Raw genomic sequence first — 19286 nt, 5'->3', positions numbered from 1 at the left:
CAAGCGCTTACTTTCGTACCCACTAATTCCTTTCTTTTTCAAAAAAAGCTTTGACACGTCGAAGCGCATTCAATAAATTGGAAATTGGCCTTGAGCGCTCTTTGTAAGCCATCCCGGAGGCATAAAGCCGGGAGGGATGAGCGATTCGCGAAAGGCCGCTTTTTGCGCTACTTTTTTTAAAAAAGTGGCATGAACAGTCTGCTCTATCTTTTCTTTTTACAAAGAAAAGAAACAAAAGAAAATCGTCGTTGCGCGAATCGCACGCTGCTCCCGGCTTTATGCCTCCGCAGCGGTTTTCAAGGCACGCTTAACGACAGGTCGCCTATTGATGGATGCGCTTCGGCGTGCCGAAGCTCTTGTGAGATGTAGTGCGAGTCACACTGGCGCCGGCGGTTCGACGCCCTCAGGCAGTAGCCGGGGGCTTTTGACCCGGACCTTCTTGTTTCTTCCCAGTTCACCTGACTCTATTGTCACGTCCCCTTTGGCAACCTTGCACATTTTTGCCAGCAGTGCTATGATGTGTTTATTGGCCTTGCCGTCCACGGGCGGGGCGGTAATGCGCAGTTTGCGCTCTTCTCCCATAATTTCAGCCAGTTCGTTGGAACTCGCTTTTGGCTGGATGCGCAACTGCAGAATAAGGTCGTCGTTATCGAAGGTGTACCACATAACGGCATTATAGCGCGTAGCTAAGGGTGAAACACCCCGCTGCCGGCAACGTGCGTAAGAAGGCTTCGCATGAAACTTTTTATCCTGATCGTCCCCATGCTGCTCTTTGCCGCGACACGGCAGGAGTGTACCCGGATGCTTGCAGCCTTCGCACCGGTTGAAAAGGCATATGATGCGGTGATGGAGGCCGAAATACCCTCTCCGACAAGCGAAAAGGTGATACGGCAGTTCAGGAGCGAAGGGGGGAAGATCTATAGAGCATGCAAAGACCGGATGAGCACGACGAAGTGGTATATGCTCGGCAAAAAGATCTCTCCCGAAAAGGCCGACGTCGCCGCTTTCCACCTGGAAAATGTTGCAGAGCTGAAACGCTACGCCATTACCCACCCGCCGGTGGTGACAGAGGTGCGCTGCGGCACGATTCAGCAGGGCATCCACCCTTTGCCGAGGTGAACATCATGAAAATATCTATCATTGTCCTCATGTTCTTTCCGGTGTTGCTGGGTGCGGTGTTGTGTGAAAAACTCGAAAACGACTTTAGTGCCCTCGATAAGCAGTACCGCGCCGCGAAACGCATCCAGTCCCCGACGTCGCGCTATGACTACTACTACCGTTACATCGCCAAAGGGAGCGAACTGATGGCGTGGTGCCGTAACGACCCGCGCAATTACAAGTACACGGAGATCGTGCGCAAACTCCGCGCGGCGGACCGCGAACGCAGCGGCTTGCGCCAGAGCGTCATCGAAGAGCAGTGGCGCGTCAACAACGTCCAGCCCGTTGTCAAGATCATCTACAAAGAGTGCGTCTACCAGTATTGAAAGCTCCGTTCGATACAATACAATTCTTCTTTTTTCGGGTTAACCCGTAACAGGCGGTGGGGGGTGCCGAAGGTGCGCCGGTGCTTGCTGTAGCGAGGTTCTGTAAATTTTCGAAGGACTGCATAAGTGCAATTCAAGAAAATTTGCAGAGCATTCGATGCGGCAATGATCGAGGCAGATTCGGTGAACTCCGCCGCCTGTTACGGGTTTATGTCCTCATCGCTTAACAGGATAAAGCAGGGCCCTCCTAAGGCCTAGCTCGAGGTTCGAGTCCTCGTGGGGACACTACTTTTTATGCACGCCCATAGAATATGTATCAACTATGTAGAATAAAGCATCAGATATACACTTGAATATATTCCATTTTTTTAGTAATTTGTAACACATTTTAATAGAGGGTTTACCCCCCGCGGGGTATGATTGCAAGACAAAAATAAAGGGATGTAATGCAGGTTTTGGTCACCGGCGGCGCCGGTTACATCGGTTCGCATGTCGTCAAGCAGCTGCTGGAAGAGACGGACCACGATGTCTGCATTCTCGATAACCTCTCCACCGGCCATCTTGAGACGGTGGAGACGCTTGAAAGCATTGCCCATGAGGCGAACCGAGGTGCGTTGCGTTTTTACAAGATGGACCTGGCCGATTTCAAAGCCGTGGCGAAACTCTTTATGACAGAGACGTTTGATGCCGTCATGCATTTCGCAGCGAGCAGTATCGTTTCAGAATCGGTTGCAAACCCCCTCAAATACTATATGAATAATACCGTCAATACGACGCACCTTGTCAGCCGGTGTGTCGAAGCGGGTATCGGGAAGTTTATCTTCTCCTCCACCGCGGCTGTCTACGGCGAGCCCCGGGAAGTACCGGTGAAAGAGACCACACCGACCGATCCCATCAACCCCTACGGCATGAGCAAGCTGATGAGCGAAAGGGTTATCCGCGACACGGCAGCGGTAAAAGACGATTTCGACTATGTCATTTTGCGTTACTTCAACGTCTCCGGTGCGGACGTAACTACGAGCAACGAGACGCCTCGCATCGGAGAGTGGCACGAACCGGAAACCCACCTCATTCCGCTGGTCGTCAAAACGGCTCTCGGCAAACGCGACAGCATTACGGTGTACGGCGAGGATTACGATACCGAAGACGGGACCTGTATCCGTGATTACCTCCACGTTGAGGATCTCGCAGCGGCACACCTTCGAGCTCTTGAGTACCTTGGTGCGACGGACGGAGAGGATGGCGTACCCAACATTTTCAATGTCGGCTACGGGCACGGGTTCAGCGTGAAGCAGGTGATTGAGACCATGAAGAAGGTAAGCGGTGTCGACTTCACCGTTGCAAAGGGCCAAAGAAGAGCCGGTGACCCGGCACTACTTATCGCAGACAATCAGCGTATCAAGAACGTGCTGAAGTGGCATGCGCGTTATGATGACCTGTTACTTATCTGTAAGACGGCTTTGGCGTGGGAAAGGAAAAATGATGAATAATATATGTTTAACAAGATTAAGTGAAAAAAATATGACTAACTTCTCTGGAGGAAAATTAGTATGATTGATGAAAAGCGTCTGACCCACCTGAAACAGCTGGAGGCGGAGTCGGTCTACATCCTGCGCGAAGTCGCCGCCGCATTTACGAATCCGGTGATGATGTACTCTGTCGGCAAGGACTCGTCAGTGATGCTGCATCTGGCAATGAAGGCATTCGCCCCGGGCAAGGTGCCTTTCCCGCTGCTGCATGTCGATACGAAATGGAAGTTCGGCGAGATGATCGAATTCCGCGACCGCCGGGCAAAGGAGCTGGGGTTCGACCTCGTGGTGCACTCCAACCCCGAAGGGGAGAAGATGGATATCTCCCCCTTCAAACACGGCAGCAAGGTCCATACCGACGTCATGAAGACGGAGGGGCTGAAGCAGGCGCTCAACATGGGTGGCTACGATGCCATCATCGGCGGGGCACGCCGGGACGAGGAGAAGTCGCGTGCGAAAGAGCGCATCTTCTCCTTCCGCGACAAGCAGCACCGCTGGGACCCGAAAAACCAGCGCCCGGAGCTGTGGAACGTCTATAACACGGCGATTCAGAGGGGCGAAAGCGTCCGGGTCTTCCCGATTTCCAACTGGACGGAACTGGATATCTGGCAGTACATCTATCTTGAGCAGATCCCCATCCCGTCGCTCTATTTCGCGAAAGAGCGCCCGGTGGTCGAGTATGAAGGGACCAAGATCATGGTCGATGACGAACGGGTGCCCGAAGCGCTGAAAGCCAAGGCGAAGAATGAGATGGTGCGTTTCCGGACCCTGGGGTGCTACCCGCTGACGGGGGCCATCAATTCAACGGCAAGCACCCTGCCGGAGATCATCCGCGAAATGCTCCTCTCCAAGAGCAGCGAACGCGAAGGCCGCCTGATCGACAAGGATCAGGAAGGGGCGATGGAAAAGAAAAAGATTGAGGGGTACTTTTAATGGCGCATACACCGGCAGAAAATATCGAAGCTTATCTCAAAGAGCACGAGAACAAGGATATGCTCCGCTTTTTGACCTGCGGCAGCGTAGACGACGGAAAGAGTACGCTGATCGGGCGGCTGCTGTATGACTCGAAGATGATCTTCGAAGACCAGCTTGCCGCGGCAGAGAGCGAAAGCAAGAAGTACGGTACGACCGGCGAGAAGATCGACATGGCGCTGCTCGTCGACGGGCTGCAGAGCGAACGGGAGCAGGGGATCACGATCGACGTCGCCTACCGTTTCTTTGCCACCGACAAGCGCAAATACATTATCGCCGACACGCCGGGCCATGAACAGTACACGCGCAACATGGTCACCGGCGCCTCGACTGCGGACGTCGCGATCATTCTCATCGATGCCCGCAAAGGGATCCTCACCCAGACACGCCGCCATACCTACATTGTCAATCTGCTCGGTATCCGGCATATCATCGTTGCCGTCAACAAGATGGACCTGGTAGAGTTCTCCGAAGCGCGTTTCAACGAGATCAAGGCGGCCTATGAAGAGGAGGTCCTGGCACAGCTGCCGATGGGCGGCGGCAAACGCCCGGAGACGATCTATATCCCGATGAGTGCCCTGGACGGCGACAACGTCGTCGACAAGAGTGACAAAACACCGTGGTATCAGGGAAAACCCCTGCTTGAACAGCTCGATACCATGGATCTCTCCCACGACGGCGGGATGGAGAGTTTCCGCTTCCCCGTCCAGTACGTCAACCGTCCCAACCTCGACTTCCGCGGTTTCTGCGGGACGATCGCTTCGGGAACTATAAGGGTCGGCGATGCCGTGACCGTGCTTCCTTCGGGCAAGACGACGACGGTCAAGGGCATTATCAACTCCGGTGACATCACCGAAGCGGACAGGAATGCTACGACACTGGAGGCAAGCGCCCCGATGGCCGTGACGATCACGACGACGGAGGAGGTTGACATCAGCCGCGGCGATATGATCGTGCATACCGAAGCCGTCCCGCGGGTCTCCAATGCATTGAAGGTGATGCTCGTCTGGATGGACGAGGCCCCGATGAAACCCGGAAACGCCTACGACATCAAGCGTGCGACCTCCCTCGCTTCGGGACAATTCGAACACATCAATTACAAGGTCGACGTCAATACCTATGAGCGCGAGCAGGTCGAGACGCTTACCCTCAATGATATCGCATCATGCAAGCTTGTATTGAACCGTCCTATTGCCGCTGACCACTATACGGACAACCGCCAGACCGGCAGCTTCATCGTCATCGACCGCGTCACGAACAATACGGTGGGCGCGGGGATGATCGTCGATGTAGCATCAAGGGAAGTCGAACAGACCCCGGCTATCTCCGCATTCGAACTGGAACTGAATCAGCTTATCCGCAAACACTTCCCGCACTGGGGAGCCCGAGATATGCGGGAATTCTTTTCCGAAGAGGTGTGATGACAGCAGCGGGGGTATTGGTTACATTGGCACTGCTGGTCGTCTTGCTGGTGCGCGGCACCATGAGGCCTGCCGTCCTGTTCGGCGGGTTGCTGGCACTGTATTATTTTGCCGGTCTGATCGAGACGAAAACGATGCTACAGAACTTTGTCAATCCTTCGCTGATGGTCCTGGTGCTACTGATCATCCTCTCCGGCGTTATCGAGCGGACGGCCGTTGTCGAGTGGATGGCCCGTTTTGCTTTTTCGACGAACCGTTTTGCATCTCTGTTGCGGTTCACAGGAATGACATCGATCTTTTCCGCTTTTCTGAATAATACGGCCGTCGTCGCGTCGATGCTCGGTATGGCCAAAAACAATCGCCATATGCTCCCCTCCAAGATCCTGATTCCGCTCTCCTATGCCGCTATTTTCGGCGGGACGATGACGCTGATCGGTACCTCTACAAACCTGATCGTCAACGGCTTTGTCATCGAAGCGGGCCTGGAGCCGCTCGGGCTCTTTGATTTTTTGTATGTCGGATTGCCCATCGTCGCGATCGGAACGCTCTTTCTCAGTCTTGCCGGTCCGGCGCTTCTGCCGGGGTACGACGTGAAAAAAGAGAAAGAAGAAGCACACTATTTTCTCGAAGCACGGGTTGAAGAGGGCTCCCCTCTGATCGGGCGAAGTATCCAGGAGAACGGGCTGCGCAACATGGAACAGCTCTTCGTGGCCGAACTGCTCCGGGGCAAGGAACTTGTTTCGCCCGTAACGCCGCGGGAGGTGCTGCAGGCCGGTGACGTGCTGATCTTTACCGGGAACATGCGCGATATCCATGAGCTTAACCGTTTCAAGGGACTCTCCATCTTTGGTGACAGCCGCTGTACGCTGCAGACGAACCTGACGGAAGTCGTCGTATCCCATGAATCGAACCTTGTCGGCAAGACGATCAAGGAGGCGGAGTTCAGGATGAAATTCGATGCGGCGGTTGTCGCTGTCCGGAGGGGGAACGAAAAACTCTCCGGGAAACTGGGCAATATCCGTCTGCAGGCCGGTGATACACTGCTTTTGGCGGCCGGCGAGGATTTTTCCAAGCGCGACAATCTGAAAAAGAATTTCTACTTTGTTTCGGACCGCCCGCTGACGAAAAAGTTCGATGCCAAAAGCAGCCTGGCAATTATGCTGCTTTTTCTCGGTGTGATCGTGCTGAGCGCCATGAAAGTCATCCTTTTTCTCAAAGGGCTGCTGTTTCTGTTGGGGCTTTTCCTTTTGATGAAATTCCTCGACCTCGCCGAGATCAAGCGGACCTTCCCTTTCGAGCTGGTGCTGATCATCGGCTCTGCGCTGGGAATAGCGCAGGTGCTCATGCAAAGCGGGGTGGCAGGCATGCTGGGGGCGTTTATTACGGAAACGACCGATTGGATGGGTGTTTACGGCAGTTTTGCGGCTATTTACCTGATGACCTTCCTGTTGACGGAGATCATTACGAACAATGCGGCAGCGGCCCTCAGCTTTCCCATCGCGTATGCGACATCGATGTCGCTTGGTGCAGATCCCATGCCTTTTGTCATGGCCGTTGCCTACGGGGCCAGCGCGAGTTTCCTCAGTCCCTACGGCTATCAGACAAACCTGATGGTGTACGGTCCGGGTGGCTACAAGTTTAAAGACTATGTGAGAATCGGTCTGCCGGTCTCCGTGCTCTACAGCGCGGTCGTACTGACGCTGGTGCCGCTCTTTTTCCCGTTTGAAGGGTAGGGAGGTAGTTAGGTGTTAGGTTGCAGGGAGGATGACAGAAAATGGGTGATTTTCAGGAACTGGATATATGGAAAAGGGCGAAGAATTTGAGTGTTGATATCTATCGTTTGACCTTGGGTCCTGCTTTTGAAAAAGACTATGGACTAAAAGACCAGATCAGACGGGCTGCGGTTTCCGTGCCTTCAAATATTGCAGAAGGTGATGAACGCGAAACCAACAAGGAGGCTGTTCGTTTTTTCTATATAGCGAATGGTTCGTTGGCAGAAGTGAAAACACAGCTTATCATTGCGTATGAGCTTGGCTATCTCGAAGCAGATCTATATGCGAAAAGATTGGATGAGTGCCATACACTATCAAAAATGTTGAAGCGATTAATTGAGCATAGGAAAACCCATGTCTAAAAGTACCAATAACCCAGCACCCAGCACCCAACACCCGGACATTGTTTGGCACGACCACCACGTAAATAAAGGGGAGCGTAGCACTCTCAAGGAACAAAAGCCCTGCATCCTCTGGTTTACAGGGCTCAGCGGGTCGGGCAAAAGTACCGTTGCCAATGCTGTTGAGACGAAACTTCTGGCGATGGGGAAGCACACCTACCTGCTCGACGGCGACAACATCCGCCATGGGCTGAACCGCGGGCTTGGGTTTTCCGATGAAGACCGCATCGAGAACATCCGCCGCATCGGCGAAGTCGCGAAACTCTTTGTTGATGCCGGCACGATCGTGCTGACGGCGTTTATCTCGCCGTTCCGGGAGGATCGGGAACGGGTACGCGCCCTTGTCGATGAGGGCGAGTTTGTCGAAGTCTTTATTAATACACCACTGGAGACCTGCGAAGCGCGTGACCCAAAAGGGCTCTATAAAAAAGCCCGGGCCGGGGAGATCCCGAACTTTACGGGCATTGACTCCCCATACGAGGCGCCTAAAGCCCCGGAAATCAATGTCATAAATTACAACATCTCCGTCGATGACGCTGCACAGCAGGTCATTGACTACCTGAAGACAAAAGGATACCTTCATGCTTGAAAAGATTGATCTTGAGAATGTCGTTGCCATCGCGGAAAAAGCGGGCAAGGCCATTATGGAAATTTACGCGCAGGATTTCGCCGTCGAGTACAAAGACGACAAATCCCCGCTGACTGAAGCCGATACGACTTCCAACGAGATCATCTGCCAGGCGCTCGGCGAGCTTTATCCGGAGATCCCGCTGCTCTCGGAAGAGAACAAGGCCGTCCCCTACGACGAACGCAAGAACTGGGAGTACTACTGGTGCATCGACCCTATCGACGGCACCAAGGAGTTCATCAAGAAAAACGGCGAGTTTACCGTCAATATTGCACTGATCCACAAAGACACGCCTGTCCTCGGCGTCGTCTACGCCCCGGCCCTGGGCGACATGTACAAGGCGAAAAAGGGGGAGGGCGCTTTCAAGAACGGCCAGAGCCTGCCGCTGAAACGCAACCTGACCCCGGAGATGTACCTCAATGTCGTTGCGAGCAAGTCGCACCTCTCCGAAGAGACCCAGGCGTTTATTGACACATTGGCGAAAACGACGGAGGAGATACAGCAGGTTTCCAAAGGAAGTTCGCTTAAGCTCTGCATGGTTGCAGAAGGGGAAGCTGACATCTACCCCCGTCTCGCCCCGACGATGGAGTGGGATACGGCAGCAGCAGACGCTATTGTGCGCGAAAGCGGAAAAATGACGTATCAATACAGACCTGATATGTCTGAGGACGTACCGGTTATCTACAATAAACCTGATCTTTTGAATCCTTGGTTTGTAGTCAAAGAACTTCATAAATGAAAATGGGTAAGCAATGAGCAAAGATAAGATAGCCGTCATAGGTTTGGGTTACGTCGGTCTGCCTCTGGCACATGCATTCAGCGAAAAATACAGTGTCACCGGGTTTGATATCGCTCAGTGGCGCATTGACGAATTGCGAAGCGGAACGGACCGTACGCTTGAATTGAGCGAAAGCCAGGTGAAGGAAGCGATCGCACACGGGATGCATTTTACGAATGTACTCGATGAAATTGCTGACTGTACTATCTATATTGTCACGGTACCGACACCGATCGACGAATATAAGCGGCCCGATCTTACACCTCTGATCAAAGCCAGCGAATCTATCGGGAAGGTCCTCAAAAAAGGCGATATTGTCATCTACGAATCCACCGTTTATCCGGGGGCGACGGAAGAGGAGTGCGTACCGGTACTGGAACGTGTCAGCGGCCTGAAGTTTAACGAGGAGTTCTTCTGCGGTTACAGCCCGGAGCGGATCAACCCGGGGGACAAAGAACATACAGTCAAGAAGATCCTGAAGGTAACGTCCGGTTCCACACCGGAGATCGGCAAGCGGGTTGATGCACTCTATGCGAGTATTATTACGGCGGGAACGCACCTCGCGCCTTCCATCAAAGTCGCTGAGGCCGCAAAAGTCATTGAGAATTCCCAGCGCGATATCAATATTGCCTTCGTTAACGAACTCGCCATCATTTTCAACAAGCTTGGCATTGATACAGAGGCCGTACTCGAGGCCGCGGGGACGAAATGGAATTTTCTGCCGTTCCGTCCGGGCCTTGTCGGCGGTCACTGCATCGGCGTCGATCCCTATTACCTGACGCACAAAGCACAGGCCGTCGGCTACAACCCCGAGATTATCCTTGCAGGACGCCGTCTCAATGACAACATGGGTATCTATGTCGCCAATCAGGTGATCAAGCTGATGATCAAAAAGGGGCACAAGATTGAAGGGTCAAAAGTGCTCGTACTGGGCATTACTTTTAAGGAAAACTGCCCGGATATCCGTAACAGCCGTGTTATCGACGTTATCCACGAGTTGCGGGAATTCGGCACGAGCATCGAGGTGTACGATCCCTGGGCGGACAAGGCGGAGGTCCGGCAAGCATACGGCATAGAGCTGATCGATGCATTTGATTATGACAGTTATGAAGCCATCGTATTGGCGGTCGCCCACAATGAGTTCAAAACGCTCGATCTTCACAAGACCGACAAGAGCGTCCTGTTTGACATCAAGTCGTTTGTCGATGAAAAATTAGTCGATGGAAGGCTTTAAAATATGACGGCATTTGAACAGTTGAAATTGCGGCTGCAGCAGGAGCAAAAGACCTGGCTGGTGACCGGGTGTGCCGGTTTTATCGGGTCGAATCTGACCGAATTTCTGTTAAGGCATCATCAAAACGTTGTCGGAATCGACAACTTTTCCAACGGCTTTCAGCACAATCTTGACGACGTCCGGGCTTGCGTCGGCACGGAAGCCGCTAAGCGTTTCCGTTTTATCGAAGGTGACATTGCGGACCTTACCGCATGCCAGGAAGCATGCAAAGGGGTTGACATTGTACTGCACCAGGCGGCACTCGGGTCCGTACCGCGTTCGATTGCAGACCCGATCACGTCGAATCGCTCCAACATTACAGGGTTTCTGAACATGATGACGGCTGCCAAGGATGCAGGGATAAAACGCTTCGTCTATGCGAGTTCAAGTTCGGTTTACGGCGATTCAAAAGAGCTGCCCAAGGTCGAAGCGCGAACGGGGAACCTGTTGTCACCCTATTCGGTCATGAAGAAAACCAACGAGCTGTACGGTGATGTTTTCTGGAGAACTTACGGACTTGAGACGATCGGTCTTCGTTACTTCAACGTGTTCGGACGCCGTCAAACCCCCGACGGGGCCTATGCGGCTGTCATCCCGAAATGGATCGGTTCGCTGCTGACAGGCGAAGATGTTTACATTAATGGCGACGGAGAAACCAGCCGTGATTTTACCTACATCGACAATGTGATCCAGATGAATGTTCTTGCGGGCCTTACGAAGAATGATGCAGCTTTCGGCGAAGCCTTCAATGTTGCCGTCGGCGGCAGAAATACACTCAATGAACTCTACGATCTGATTAGCGAAGAGCTGATGAAACATGTGGAAGGGTTCCAACGCAAAGAGGCAGTTTACCGCGATTTCCGCCCCGGTGATATCCGCCATTCGAACGCCGATATTACCAAAGCGAAGACGCTGGTCGGCTTTGAGCCGACACATAATATCTACCAGGGGATGCAGCAGGCGATCGAATGGTATATCAAGGACTTTGAAAAAAGGAACGGGCGATGAAAGGGATCATACTTGCAGGGGGCAGCGGCACACGGCTTTATCCCATTACACGCGGTGTGAGCAAGCAGCTCACGCCTATTTACGACAAGCCGATGATCTATTACCCTCTCTCCGTCCTGATGCTTGCCGGCATCCGGGAGGTCCTCATCATCTCGACCCCGAACGACCTGCCGCGGTTTGAAGAGCTTCTCGGGGACGGGCATGACATCGGGATGCGGTTCGAGTATGTCGCTCAACCCTCTCCCGACGGCCTGGCACAGGCGTTCATCCTTGGGGAGGATTTTATCGGGGAAGATGATGTCTGCCTCGTCCTCGGGGACAACATTTACTACGGTCAGGGATTTACGAAGCTGCTGGCGCAGTCCGTTAAAAATGTCGAAGAGGCAGGAAAGGCAACGGTCTTCGGTTACTACGTCAACGATCCTCAGCGCTACGGCGTGGTTGAGTTCGACGACGCGGGTAATGCTGTCAGTATCGAAGAGAAACCGGAGGCCCCCAAATCGAACTACGCGGTAACGGGCCTCTATTTTTACCCCAACTCCGTTGTTGGGATCGCGAAAGGTGTCAAGCCATCCGCACGCGGCGAACTGGAGATCACCACGGTCAACCAGACCTACCTTGAGCATGGGAAACTGAAAGTTGAGCTGATGGGACGAGGTTACGCCTGGCTCGATACGGGTACCCATGAGAGCCTGCTCGATGCCTCCAATTTTATCCAGACCATCGAGAAACGGCAGGGGCTCAAGGTTGCCTGTATCGAGGAGATAGCCTACGAGATGGGCTATATCGACCGCGAGCAGCTCATTGCATTGGCACAGCCGCTCAAGAAGAACCAGTACGGCCAGTACTTGCTGCGCCGGGCCGAGAGCGGGATGGTGCAGCGATGACATTTATCCGTACAGAGATCCTGGACGTCGTCATTATTGAACCGAAGGTGCATGGCGATGCACGGGGTTATTTTGTCGAGACATACAGGCAAGAGAAGTTGGAAGCGTTTCTAGGGTACACAGTAAACTTCTGCCAGGATAATGAGTCGAAATCTTCCTACGGTGTACTGCGGGGGCTGCATTATCAGCTGGCGCCGGCCGCACAGACGAAGCTGGTACGGGTCATTCAGGGGCGGGCTCTCGATGTCGCTGTCGATATCCGCAAAGGCAGTCCGACTTTCGGCAAACATGTCGCCGTTGAACTCTCGGGCGAGAATATGCGGCAGATGTTTATCCCGCGCGGTTTTGCACACGGTTTTGTCGTCCTCTCGGATGAGGCGACATTCGCCTACAAAGTCGATAACTACTACTCCCCCGAAAACGATCGGGGAATGGCATTTGACGATCCGGCGCTAGGCATCGACTGGCAGATTGATGCGTCAAAGTTGAAACTCTCCGAAAAAGACATGAAGCAGCCCTTTTTTACAGAAGCTGAGTACTTCGAATATGGAGTAGACTATTATGCCTAAGCGCATACTAGTGACCGGTGCGGACGGCCAGCTCGGCAGCGAACTGCGTGTATTGAGCGAGCAGACGGATCAATTCAATTTTACATTTATCGATCGCGCCGATGCCGATCTCGCGGATACGGCGCAGATCGGACGTTTTTTTGACGGGAAAACTTTTGACGTCATCATTAACTGTGCAGCCTATACTGCTGTCGACAAAGCGGAAAGCGAACCGGAAATGGCCAATGCAATCAATCACCGGGCAGTCGAGACACTGGCACATATTGCCAAGGCAAAAGGGATCTCGCTCGTTCATATCTCTACCGATTACGTTTTTGACGGCAGCAACTACAAGCCTTACACGGAAAACGAACCGACGAATCCGCAGGGAGTTTACGGGCAGACGAAACTTGACGGGGAGGAGGCGATGCGGGCCATCAACCCTCCCCGTTCCGCGATCATCCGCACGTCATGGGTCTACTCCGAATTCGGGAGCAACTTTGTCAAAACGATGCTGCGGCTGGGCCGTGAGCGGGACGAACTCGGTGTGATCTTTGACCAGATCGGTACGCCGACCTATGCCCGTGACCTGGCCCGGGTTATTCTCGATATATTGCCGCTTTTAGAAAGTGAAGGCACCGAGGTCTACCACTATTCAAACGAGGGAGTCTGCAGCTGGTACGATTTCGCAAAGGCGATTTTCGAATTGGCCGGGGTTGGCTGTACCGTCAACCCGATCGAGACCAAAGCGTATCCGACGCCAGCGACGCGGCCGCACTACAGCCTGCTGAACAAAATGAAAATTAAAAGGGATTTTGGTTTGACGATTCCATATTGGCGGGACAGTCTCAATAGTTGTCTGGAAAAATTAGGAGAGACGCATTAATGTTTGATAATAACAACAAAACCATTCTGGTCACGGGGTGTGCCGGCTTCATCGGGAGCAACTTCGTTCCCTATTTTCTCGACAACCATCCCGGCTACAACCTGGTCAACCTCGATCTGCTGACTTACGCCGGGAATCTTGAAAATCTCAAAGAGGTCGAGGGGCATCCCCGCTACGCATTTATAGAAGGCAATATCTGCGATCGGGGTTTGGTCGGGAAGATCTTTGACGATTTTGATATCCGCGGCGTTATCCATTTCGCGGCGGAGAGCCACGTGGACAACTCCATCAAAAACCCGGGCGTTTTCATCGAAACCAACGTCAACGGGACCTTTACCCTGATCGACGTTGCCTACAAAAAGTGGATGCACAAACCTTTCGTCTACAACGAAGGCTACGAGGGGTGCCGTTTCCACCATATTTCAACCGATGAGGTGTACGGCACACTTGGCGAGGAGGGACTCTTTACCGAAGAGACGCCGTATGCCCCGAACTCGCCCTACAGCGCTTCCAAGGCGGGCAGCGACATGGTCGTGCGCAGCTATCACCACACCTACGGCATGGATACGATCATCACCAACTGTTCGAATAACTACGGCCCCAAGCAGCACGACGAGAAGCTCATCCCGACGATCATCCGCAAGGCGCTGCATGGGGAAGCCATCCCGATCTACGGCGACGGCAAGAACATCCGCGACTGGCTCTACGTGCGAGACCACTGCACCGGGATCGACCTGGCATACCACAAGGGAAACAGCGGCGAGGTCTATAACATCGGCGGCCGTAACGAGCGCACCAATAACTATATCGCGGACAAGGTATGCGAGATCCTGGACGAACTCTACCCAATTTCCAAAAATTCCAATCGCAATCCCCAATCCCCATTATCCCATATCCAAAGCTACAAGGAGCTAATCTCCTACGTAGCTGACAGGGCGGGGCATGACCGCCGTTACGCGATAGACGCGACGAAGATCGAGACGGAACTGGGCTGGTGTGCAAACGAGACTTTTGAGACAGGTATAATTAAAACGGTTTCATGGTACCTGGAGAAATACAGTGATTAATGTCACGAAAACATGGCTGCCGGATAAACAGAAATATATGTCCTATGTCGATAAATTCTATGCGAATGGCTGGGTGACAACTATCGTTTCCTGCTATATGAAATACAAAAAGTTTAATGAAAAATCATGAAGATTGCAAATAAAATTATTTCTTTGTATAAAAAATTCTATACAAAGTATTTTTACTTATTGCATTCACAATACTTACAAGTAGAAAAAAATGTTGTAATACACAGAGGAGTGAAAATTCGCCCTTTTTTTTTTAGTAAGAAAAAAATTTCCATTAGACTATGTGAAAATACTTGTCTTCACTCCAATGTAACAATCCAAGGGTCAGGAAAGTTTGTTTTTGGAAAAAATTCATTTATTGGTGAATATACCATTGTTGGCTGCAATGAACATATCGTTATTGGAGAGAATGTGATGATTGCGCAGTTTGTGAGCATCAGGGATACGGACCATGCGTTTGACCGGATGGATGTTCCGATGATGAAACAAGGGATCAGGACCGCTCCCATCGAGATTCATGATGATGTATGGATCGGGCATGGCGCCGTCATTACAAAAGGAGTGACGATAGGAACCGGAGCCATTATCGGGGCAAACGCGGTCGTGACAAAAGATGTGCCTCCCTATGCGATAGTCGGCGGCGTTCCAGCCAAAATAATCAAGTACAGGGGAAATGATGCAATCGGTTAAATCCGAACTGAAGTTTATATGTGTCGGGGCGCAAAAATCGGGTACAACTTCTCTGCACGAGATACTCGCGTCACGCCGGGATGTATATTTGCCGACTGTCAAAGAGACAAAATTTTTTCAAAACGACGAAAAATACGGAAAAGGGCTGGAATATTATTTTCAAACATATTTTTCCGCTGGGAAAGAGGGACAAACTCTGGGTGAAATCGATCCGGAATATCTGTATTTCGAAAATGTGCCCCAAAGAATTCATGAAAGCCTGGGCACGGACATAAAACTGATATTTATTTTTAGAAATCCGGCGGACCGTGCCTATTCCCATTATTTAATGAGCCGGAAAAGGGGTTTTGAACGGCTTTCTTTTGAAGCTGCTATTGAAAAAGAGAAAGAACGGTTAGGCATCGATACGTTTCACAAAAGCCATTTCAGTTATATCGATCGCGGGTATTATACATGTCAACTGAAAAGATATTTGCAATTTTTCCCGAAAGAAAATATGTATTTTGTAATCTTCGAAGAGGATCTTGTCCAAAATAAAGAAGAGACGCTTAATAAACTTATGCGGTTTTTGGATCTCGATCAGAATATAGAGTATGCAATGGATGTACATAGTAACAAAAGCGGCGATGTGAAATATCCATGGGTCAGAGATTTTTTGAATCGACCGTCTTTTGTTAAAGAAGCCGTTAAGAAGATTTTGCTTTCCAAAAAGTTAAAAAAGATGGTGGGGGATCTGCTAAGGGCCTTAAGTAAGGTGGAACGTCCTGTCGAAAAAGCCAAACTGGAAGCTAGGGAAAGAAAGGTGCTTTTGGAAAAATATTTTATGGATGACATCAAAGAACTTGAAAGCCTGATCGGAAGAGATTTGGGGTGTTGGTATAAATGACGTGCTTTCACAGCAGATCAATAAGCGGTAAGCATAGGTGAAGAACTGGATATGAAAAGTAACGTTGCACATTATATTTTTGTCCTGTGGGGACATCTGATCCGGACGCGTAAACTGCAGATAGTGTTTATTTTTGTATTGACACTCATCTCTGTTTTTGCTGAGATGGTAACGATAGGTGCTGTCATACCTTTTCTCGCGGCACTGACGGAACCCATGAAGTTGATGCAACTGGAATGGTTCAAACCTTTTGCAGAACTTTTGCGGGTTCATTCTCCGGGCGAGCTGCTGATGCCATTGACAGTCGGTTTTGTCGGTATCGTTGTTTTCGCTACATCCACGCGAATATTGCTCTTGTGGATGAATACAACAATGTCTGCAAGCATGGGTATTCAGTTGAGAAACGACATCTACCGTTTGGCTTTATATAAACCCTACACTTTTCATATAGCGCACAACAGCAGTGATCTCATCAGCCTTGTCACTGAAAAAGTCGGGGTTGTTATAAATGCCGGCATCATGCACATTTTGTTGTTGGCCACAAATATCGTAATGAGTACGGCAATTATCCTGAGTATTCTTTTGGTGAACCCGCTTGTCGCATTGATCGCTTTTCTTGTTCTTGGCGGTGGGTATATCTTTATAGGTTTCCTTGTTCGGAAAAAAATAGCACATAACGGTGAGGTCATTGCCAAAAATCAGCCTAAAGCGGTCAGATCAATCCAGGAAGGGATAGGGGGGATACGCGATATTCTTATTGACGGCAGTCAAGATGAATTCAGCCGCAGTTATTACAAAGTCGCTAGCAAAATACAAATGGCGTCGATGGTTAATTCGTTTTTTAGCAATGTGCCCAAATCCTTGCTGGAAATGCTGAGCATATCTTTAATAGCATTGTTGGCTTATTACATTGAATCGAATGAAGCCGGCACGCATCTGGCGCTGCCGGTATTGGGTGCTTTGGCCCTTGGGGCACAACGCCTATTACCTTCATTGCAACAAATATATTTTTCCTGGTCAACCGTCAATGGGGCCAAAGCTATTCTGGGGGAAGTGGCTGAATACCTCACAAGCCCATTGTCGATGGAACAGGAGGAGAAGACTCCGACAGTTCCCATTCCTTTTAAAAATGAAGTGTGCCTTAAAAAACTGTGTTTCAAGTATGACAGTAATGAAGAAGCAGCTTTGCACAATATCGATTTGAAAATCAAGCATGGGCAACGGATCGGTTTTATCGGGCCGACAGGCAGCGGGAAAAGTACTTTGATAGATGTAATAATGGGGCTGCTCTTCCCGACAGAGGGAGAGATGACGGTAGACGGAGTGGTGATTGACAAAAAAAATGTACATCAATGGCAGGCGAATATTGCACACGTGCCTCAGCACATTTTTCTTGCTGACGCTTCCATTGCAGAAAACATTGCGTTTGGTCAACAAAAGAGTGAAATTGATATGGTACGTGTTACACAGGCCGCGAAAAAAGCGGATTTGCATACGTTCATTGAGTCTTTGCCGAATGCATATGACACATCCGTGGGTGAACGCGGTGTTCAATTGTCAGGTGGACAAAGACAGCGCATAGGTATTGCACGCGCCATGTATAAACAGGCGAATGTCATTATTATGGATGAGGCGACAAGCGCACTTGACGGCAAAACGGAAGCAAACGTGATGCAGTCAATCAACGCTTTGAATAAAGATTTGACTGTCCTAATGATAGCGCATAGGCTTACGACATTAAATGGGTGTGATAACGTGTATAAGTTGGAAAAAGGCAAAATCGTGGCTTCGGGTCCGTACCACGAAATAATAAACCTTTGAGATGGGGAGAACAGATGCAGAGAAAGAATAAGAGAGAGGGGAAAACAAAATAATGGACGGGCTGTCTCTTATTATTGTCAATTATTTTTGTGAAACGTATATCGAAAAGTTGGTCGATAGCGTTTTGTCGAACGTGCAGTTGAAGAACCTTGAAATCGTTATTGTCAGTAACAGTATTCCCGCATTTCAGTGGACGGATGAATATCAGCATGAATACAATATTAAAATTATAAACAATCATGGAAACGAAGGATTCGGACGCGCTATAAACAAAGGCGTTGAAAATTCCCAATATGATTATTTTTGCATGGTAAATCCCGATATGGAATTGGTGCAGGGAAACATTTTGGATGAGTTGTATGGTTATTTCCAAACATTGCCGGATGACGTCGGCGCACTAAGCTGCTTGATTAACAATGATGACGGGACGCGGCAACATACTTTTTTTATGCAGAAGGGTATTGCGAAAATGAGGTTCCTGAAATTTATGGTCAGGGGCCTTTTGCCGTACAGAGTAAAACAACTGATTTCCAAAGACAGGTCGGGGGAGTTGGAAGAACTCATAAAAAAGAGCGAACCGTTCGAAGTGGGCGGTTTTCATGGGCCTTTTGTGATGATGCGCCGTTCTGCTTTTTTTGACGTGGGCGGATTTGATCCCGACTTTTTCATGTATGCGGAAGATATTGAATTGTTCAGGAACAGGTTTTACAAAAAATATAAAAGCATGGTTTATCCGAAAGTCGGCCTGGTCCATTTTTCCGGCAAAACGGACAAATACGGTCTCATGTCCAAGCAATCGATAGTTTCTTATATGCTGTATCTGAAAAAACAGGGCAATTATTTTCTTGGAATATACGTTTTTTTCAGAACGATTAAAAGTTTGCTTTTATTATTATTTTCACTTTTCAAAGGCAAAAAATATGGACGAGAAGCTTTTCAGTTCTTGTCTACCTTGAAATACGTTAAAGCGATAGTTTTGACACCAAGAGGATTTCATACGCGCGTCACCAGTTTAAAGATAGATGAAATTCCTGATTAAAGTTATAAACAATATATAATGATCTTTGAAAAGGGATAGATTTGAGCATACAAGGAAAACGTATCCCTAGGATTATTTGGATGTATAGGATACAAGGACTTGGAGACTTCCTTTTGATTGTCCAAAATTGTGTTCAATCGTGGCGAAAATGGAACCCAACTTGGGACATTGGGCTAAGGGATAAAAA

19 protein-coding genes, 1 tRNA gene and 1 pseudogene are annotated in these 19286 nt (G+C 50.2%); 20 read left to right on the top strand and 1 reads right to left on the bottom strand.

Annotated elements, in window-relative coordinates; all coding sequences use genetic code 11:
• Positions 1-375: 375 nt before the first annotated feature.
• Positions 376-666, bottom strand: a complete 291-nt coding sequence (locus tag ACXWTF_RS08995; protein ID WP_461714680.1) for a DUF167 family protein — start codon at positions 664-666, stop codon at positions 376-378.
• Positions 667-735: 69 nt separating this feature from the next.
• Between ACXWTF_RS08995 and ACXWTF_RS08990 the strand changes: the two genes are divergently transcribed.
• From ACXWTF_RS08990 to ACXWTF_RS08895, 20 genes and pseudogenes are all read left to right on the top strand, one after another.
• On the top strand, positions 736-1119 hold the full coding sequence (locus ACXWTF_RS08990) for a hypothetical protein (RefSeq protein WP_461714679.1): 384 nt from the start codon (positions 736-738) through the stop codon (positions 1117-1119).
• A gap of 5 nt (positions 1120-1124) precedes the next feature.
• Positions 1125-1484, top strand: a complete 360-nt coding sequence (locus tag ACXWTF_RS08985; RefSeq protein ID WP_461714678.1) for a hypothetical protein — start codon at positions 1125-1127, stop codon at positions 1482-1484.
• Between the two features lie 212 nt (positions 1485-1696).
• Positions 1697-1769 (top strand) — tRNA-Arg (locus ACXWTF_RS08980).
• 161 nt (positions 1770-1930) lie between these two features.
• Complete coding sequence (galE, locus tag ACXWTF_RS08975) at positions 1931-2974, top strand: UDP-glucose 4-epimerase GalE (RefSeq protein WP_461714677.1); 1044 nt, start codon at positions 1931-1933, stop codon at positions 2972-2974.
• Positions 2975-3034: 60 nt separating this feature from the next.
• Entirely contained in the window at positions 3035-3946 is a 912-nt protein-coding gene (cysD, locus tag ACXWTF_RS08970) for a sulfate adenylyltransferase subunit CysD (RefSeq protein WP_461714676.1), read from the top strand.
• On the top strand, positions 3946-5406 hold the full coding sequence (cysN, locus tag ACXWTF_RS08965) for a sulfate adenylyltransferase subunit CysN (protein ID WP_461714675.1): 1461 nt from the start codon (positions 3946-3948) through the stop codon (positions 5404-5406). Before cysD ends, cysN begins: the two co-directional genes overlap by 1 nt.
• The gene (locus ACXWTF_RS08960; protein ID WP_461714674.1) at positions 5406-7139 is read left to right on the top strand and encodes an SLC13 family permease; all 1734 of its coding nucleotides are present in this window, start codon (positions 5406-5408) and stop codon (positions 7137-7139) included. The genes cysN and ACXWTF_RS08960 overlap by 1 nt, the downstream gene beginning before the upstream one ends.
• A 41-nt stretch (positions 7140-7180) precedes the next feature.
• Positions 7181-7540, top strand: a complete 360-nt coding sequence (locus ACXWTF_RS08955) for a four helix bundle protein (protein ID WP_461714673.1) — start codon at positions 7181-7183, stop codon at positions 7538-7540.
• Complete coding sequence (gene cysC / locus ACXWTF_RS08950) at positions 7533-8168, top strand: adenylyl-sulfate kinase (protein ID WP_461714672.1); 636 nt, start codon at positions 7533-7535, stop codon at positions 8166-8168. Before ACXWTF_RS08955 ends, cysC begins: the two co-directional genes overlap by 8 nt.
• Positions 8161-8946: a 3'(2'),5'-bisphosphate nucleotidase CysQ gene (cysQ, locus tag ACXWTF_RS08945; protein WP_461714671.1), complete on the top strand. Its 786-nt coding sequence runs from the start codon at positions 8161-8163 to the stop codon at positions 8944-8946. The genes cysC and cysQ overlap by 8 nt, the downstream gene beginning before the upstream one ends.
• A 13-nt stretch (positions 8947-8959) precedes the next feature.
• Positions 8960-10219, top strand: a complete 1260-nt coding sequence (gene tviB, locus ACXWTF_RS08940; protein ID WP_461714670.1) for a Vi polysaccharide biosynthesis UDP-N-acetylglucosamine C-6 dehydrogenase TviB — start codon at positions 8960-8962, stop codon at positions 10217-10219.
• 3 nt (positions 10220-10222) lie between these two features.
• On the top strand, positions 10223-11266 hold the full coding sequence (locus tag ACXWTF_RS08935; RefSeq protein ID WP_461714669.1) for an SDR family oxidoreductase: 1044 nt from the start codon (positions 10223-10225) through the stop codon (positions 11264-11266).
• Positions 11263-12153 carry a glucose-1-phosphate thymidylyltransferase RfbA gene (rfbA, locus tag ACXWTF_RS08930; RefSeq protein WP_461714668.1) on the top strand — a complete coding sequence of 297 codons (891 nt, stop codon included), beginning with the start codon at positions 11263-11265 and terminating at the stop codon, positions 12151-12153. The genes ACXWTF_RS08935 and rfbA overlap by 4 nt, the downstream gene beginning before the upstream one ends.
• Entirely contained in the window at positions 12150-12722 is a 573-nt protein-coding gene (rfbC, locus tag ACXWTF_RS08925) for a dTDP-4-dehydrorhamnose 3,5-epimerase (protein WP_461714667.1), read from the top strand. Before rfbA ends, rfbC begins: the two co-directional genes overlap by 4 nt.
• Positions 12715-13587 (top strand): dTDP-4-dehydrorhamnose reductase, encoded by an 873-nt coding sequence (gene rfbD / locus ACXWTF_RS08920; protein WP_461714666.1) that lies wholly within the window; start codon positions 12715-12717, stop codon positions 13585-13587. Before rfbC ends, rfbD begins: the two co-directional genes overlap by 8 nt.
• A complete protein-coding gene (gene rfbB / locus ACXWTF_RS08915; protein WP_461714665.1) occupies positions 13587-14654 on the top strand; it encodes a dTDP-glucose 4,6-dehydratase in 1068 nt (355 codons plus the stop codon). The genes rfbD and rfbB overlap by 1 nt, the downstream gene beginning before the upstream one ends.
• Before the next feature lie 522 nt (positions 14655-15176).
• Positions 15177-15341 (top strand): annotated as a pseudogene (locus tag ACXWTF_RS08910) (DapH/DapD/GlmU-related protein); the annotation flags it as partial.
• Entirely contained in the window at positions 15337-16239 is a 903-nt protein-coding gene (locus ACXWTF_RS08905; RefSeq protein WP_461714664.1) for a sulfotransferase family protein, read from the top strand. The pseudogene ACXWTF_RS08910 and the gene ACXWTF_RS08905, both read left to right, overlap by 5 nt.
• A gap of 51 nt (positions 16240-16290) precedes the next feature.
• On the top strand, positions 16291-18060 hold the full coding sequence (locus ACXWTF_RS08900) for an ABC transporter ATP-binding protein (protein ID WP_461714663.1): 1770 nt from the start codon (positions 16291-16293) through the stop codon (positions 18058-18060).
• Positions 18061-18112: 52 nt separating this feature from the next.
• Positions 18113-19099 carry a glycosyltransferase gene (locus tag ACXWTF_RS08895; RefSeq protein WP_461714662.1) on the top strand — a complete coding sequence of 329 codons (987 nt, stop codon included), beginning with the start codon at positions 18113-18115 and terminating at the stop codon, positions 19097-19099.
• Positions 19100-19286: the final 187 nt, after the last annotated feature.

Source organism: Thiomicrolovo sp. ZZH C-3, from assembly GCF_054862725.1.
The sequence above is the reverse complement of the archived record's forward strand: the minus strand, read 5'-3'. Positions and strand labels throughout refer to the sequence as shown.

What these genes read in the sequence shown, in the direction of transcription:
- ACXWTF_RS08995 (WP_461714680.1), bottom strand. Translation starts at nt 666, where the DNA reads ATGTGGTACACCTTCGATAACGACGACCTTATTCTGCAGTTGCGCATC.
- ACXWTF_RS08990 (WP_461714679.1), top strand. Translation starts at nt 736, where the DNA reads ATGAAACTTTTTATCCTGATCGTCCCCATGCTGCTCTTTGCCGCGACA.
- ACXWTF_RS08985 (WP_461714678.1), top strand. Translation starts at nt 1,125, where the DNA reads ATGAAAATATCTATCATTGTCCTCATGTTCTTTCCGGTGTTGCTGGGT.
- galE (WP_461714677.1), top strand. Translation starts at nt 1,931, where the DNA reads ATGCAGGTTTTGGTCACCGGCGGCGCCGGTTACATCGGTTCGCATGTC.
- cysD (WP_461714676.1), top strand. Translation starts at nt 3,035, where the DNA reads ATGATTGATGAAAAGCGTCTGACCCACCTGAAACAGCTGGAGGCGGAG.
- cysN (WP_461714675.1), top strand. Translation starts at nt 3,946, where the DNA reads ATGGCGCATACACCGGCAGAAAATATCGAAGCTTATCTCAAAGAGCAC.
- ACXWTF_RS08960 (WP_461714674.1), top strand. Translation starts at nt 5,406, where the DNA reads ATGACAGCAGCGGGGGTATTGGTTACATTGGCACTGCTGGTCGTCTTG.
- ACXWTF_RS08955 (WP_461714673.1), top strand. Translation starts at nt 7,181, where the DNA reads ATGGGTGATTTTCAGGAACTGGATATATGGAAAAGGGCGAAGAATTTG.
- cysC (WP_461714672.1), top strand. Translation starts at nt 7,533, where the DNA reads ATGTCTAAAAGTACCAATAACCCAGCACCCAGCACCCAACACCCGGAC.
- cysQ (WP_461714671.1), top strand. Translation starts at nt 8,161, where the DNA reads ATGCTTGAAAAGATTGATCTTGAGAATGTCGTTGCCATCGCGGAAAAA.
- tviB (WP_461714670.1), top strand. Translation starts at nt 8,960, where the DNA reads ATGAGCAAAGATAAGATAGCCGTCATAGGTTTGGGTTACGTCGGTCTG.
- ACXWTF_RS08935 (WP_461714669.1), top strand. Translation starts at nt 10,223, where the DNA reads ATGACGGCATTTGAACAGTTGAAATTGCGGCTGCAGCAGGAGCAAAAG.
- rfbA (WP_461714668.1), top strand. Translation starts at nt 11,263, where the DNA reads ATGAAAGGGATCATACTTGCAGGGGGCAGCGGCACACGGCTTTATCCC.
- rfbC (WP_461714667.1), top strand. Translation starts at nt 12,150, where the DNA reads ATGACATTTATCCGTACAGAGATCCTGGACGTCGTCATTATTGAACCG.
- rfbD (WP_461714666.1), top strand. Translation starts at nt 12,715, where the DNA reads ATGCCTAAGCGCATACTAGTGACCGGTGCGGACGGCCAGCTCGGCAGC.
- rfbB (WP_461714665.1), top strand. Translation starts at nt 13,587, where the DNA reads ATGTTTGATAATAACAACAAAACCATTCTGGTCACGGGGTGTGCCGGC.
- ACXWTF_RS08905 (WP_461714664.1), top strand. Translation starts at nt 15,337, where the DNA reads ATGATGCAATCGGTTAAATCCGAACTGAAGTTTATATGTGTCGGGGCG.
- ACXWTF_RS08900 (WP_461714663.1), top strand. Translation starts at nt 16,291, where the DNA reads ATGAAAAGTAACGTTGCACATTATATTTTTGTCCTGTGGGGACATCTG.
- ACXWTF_RS08895 (WP_461714662.1), top strand. Translation starts at nt 18,113, where the DNA reads ATGGACGGGCTGTCTCTTATTATTGTCAATTATTTTTGTGAAACGTAT.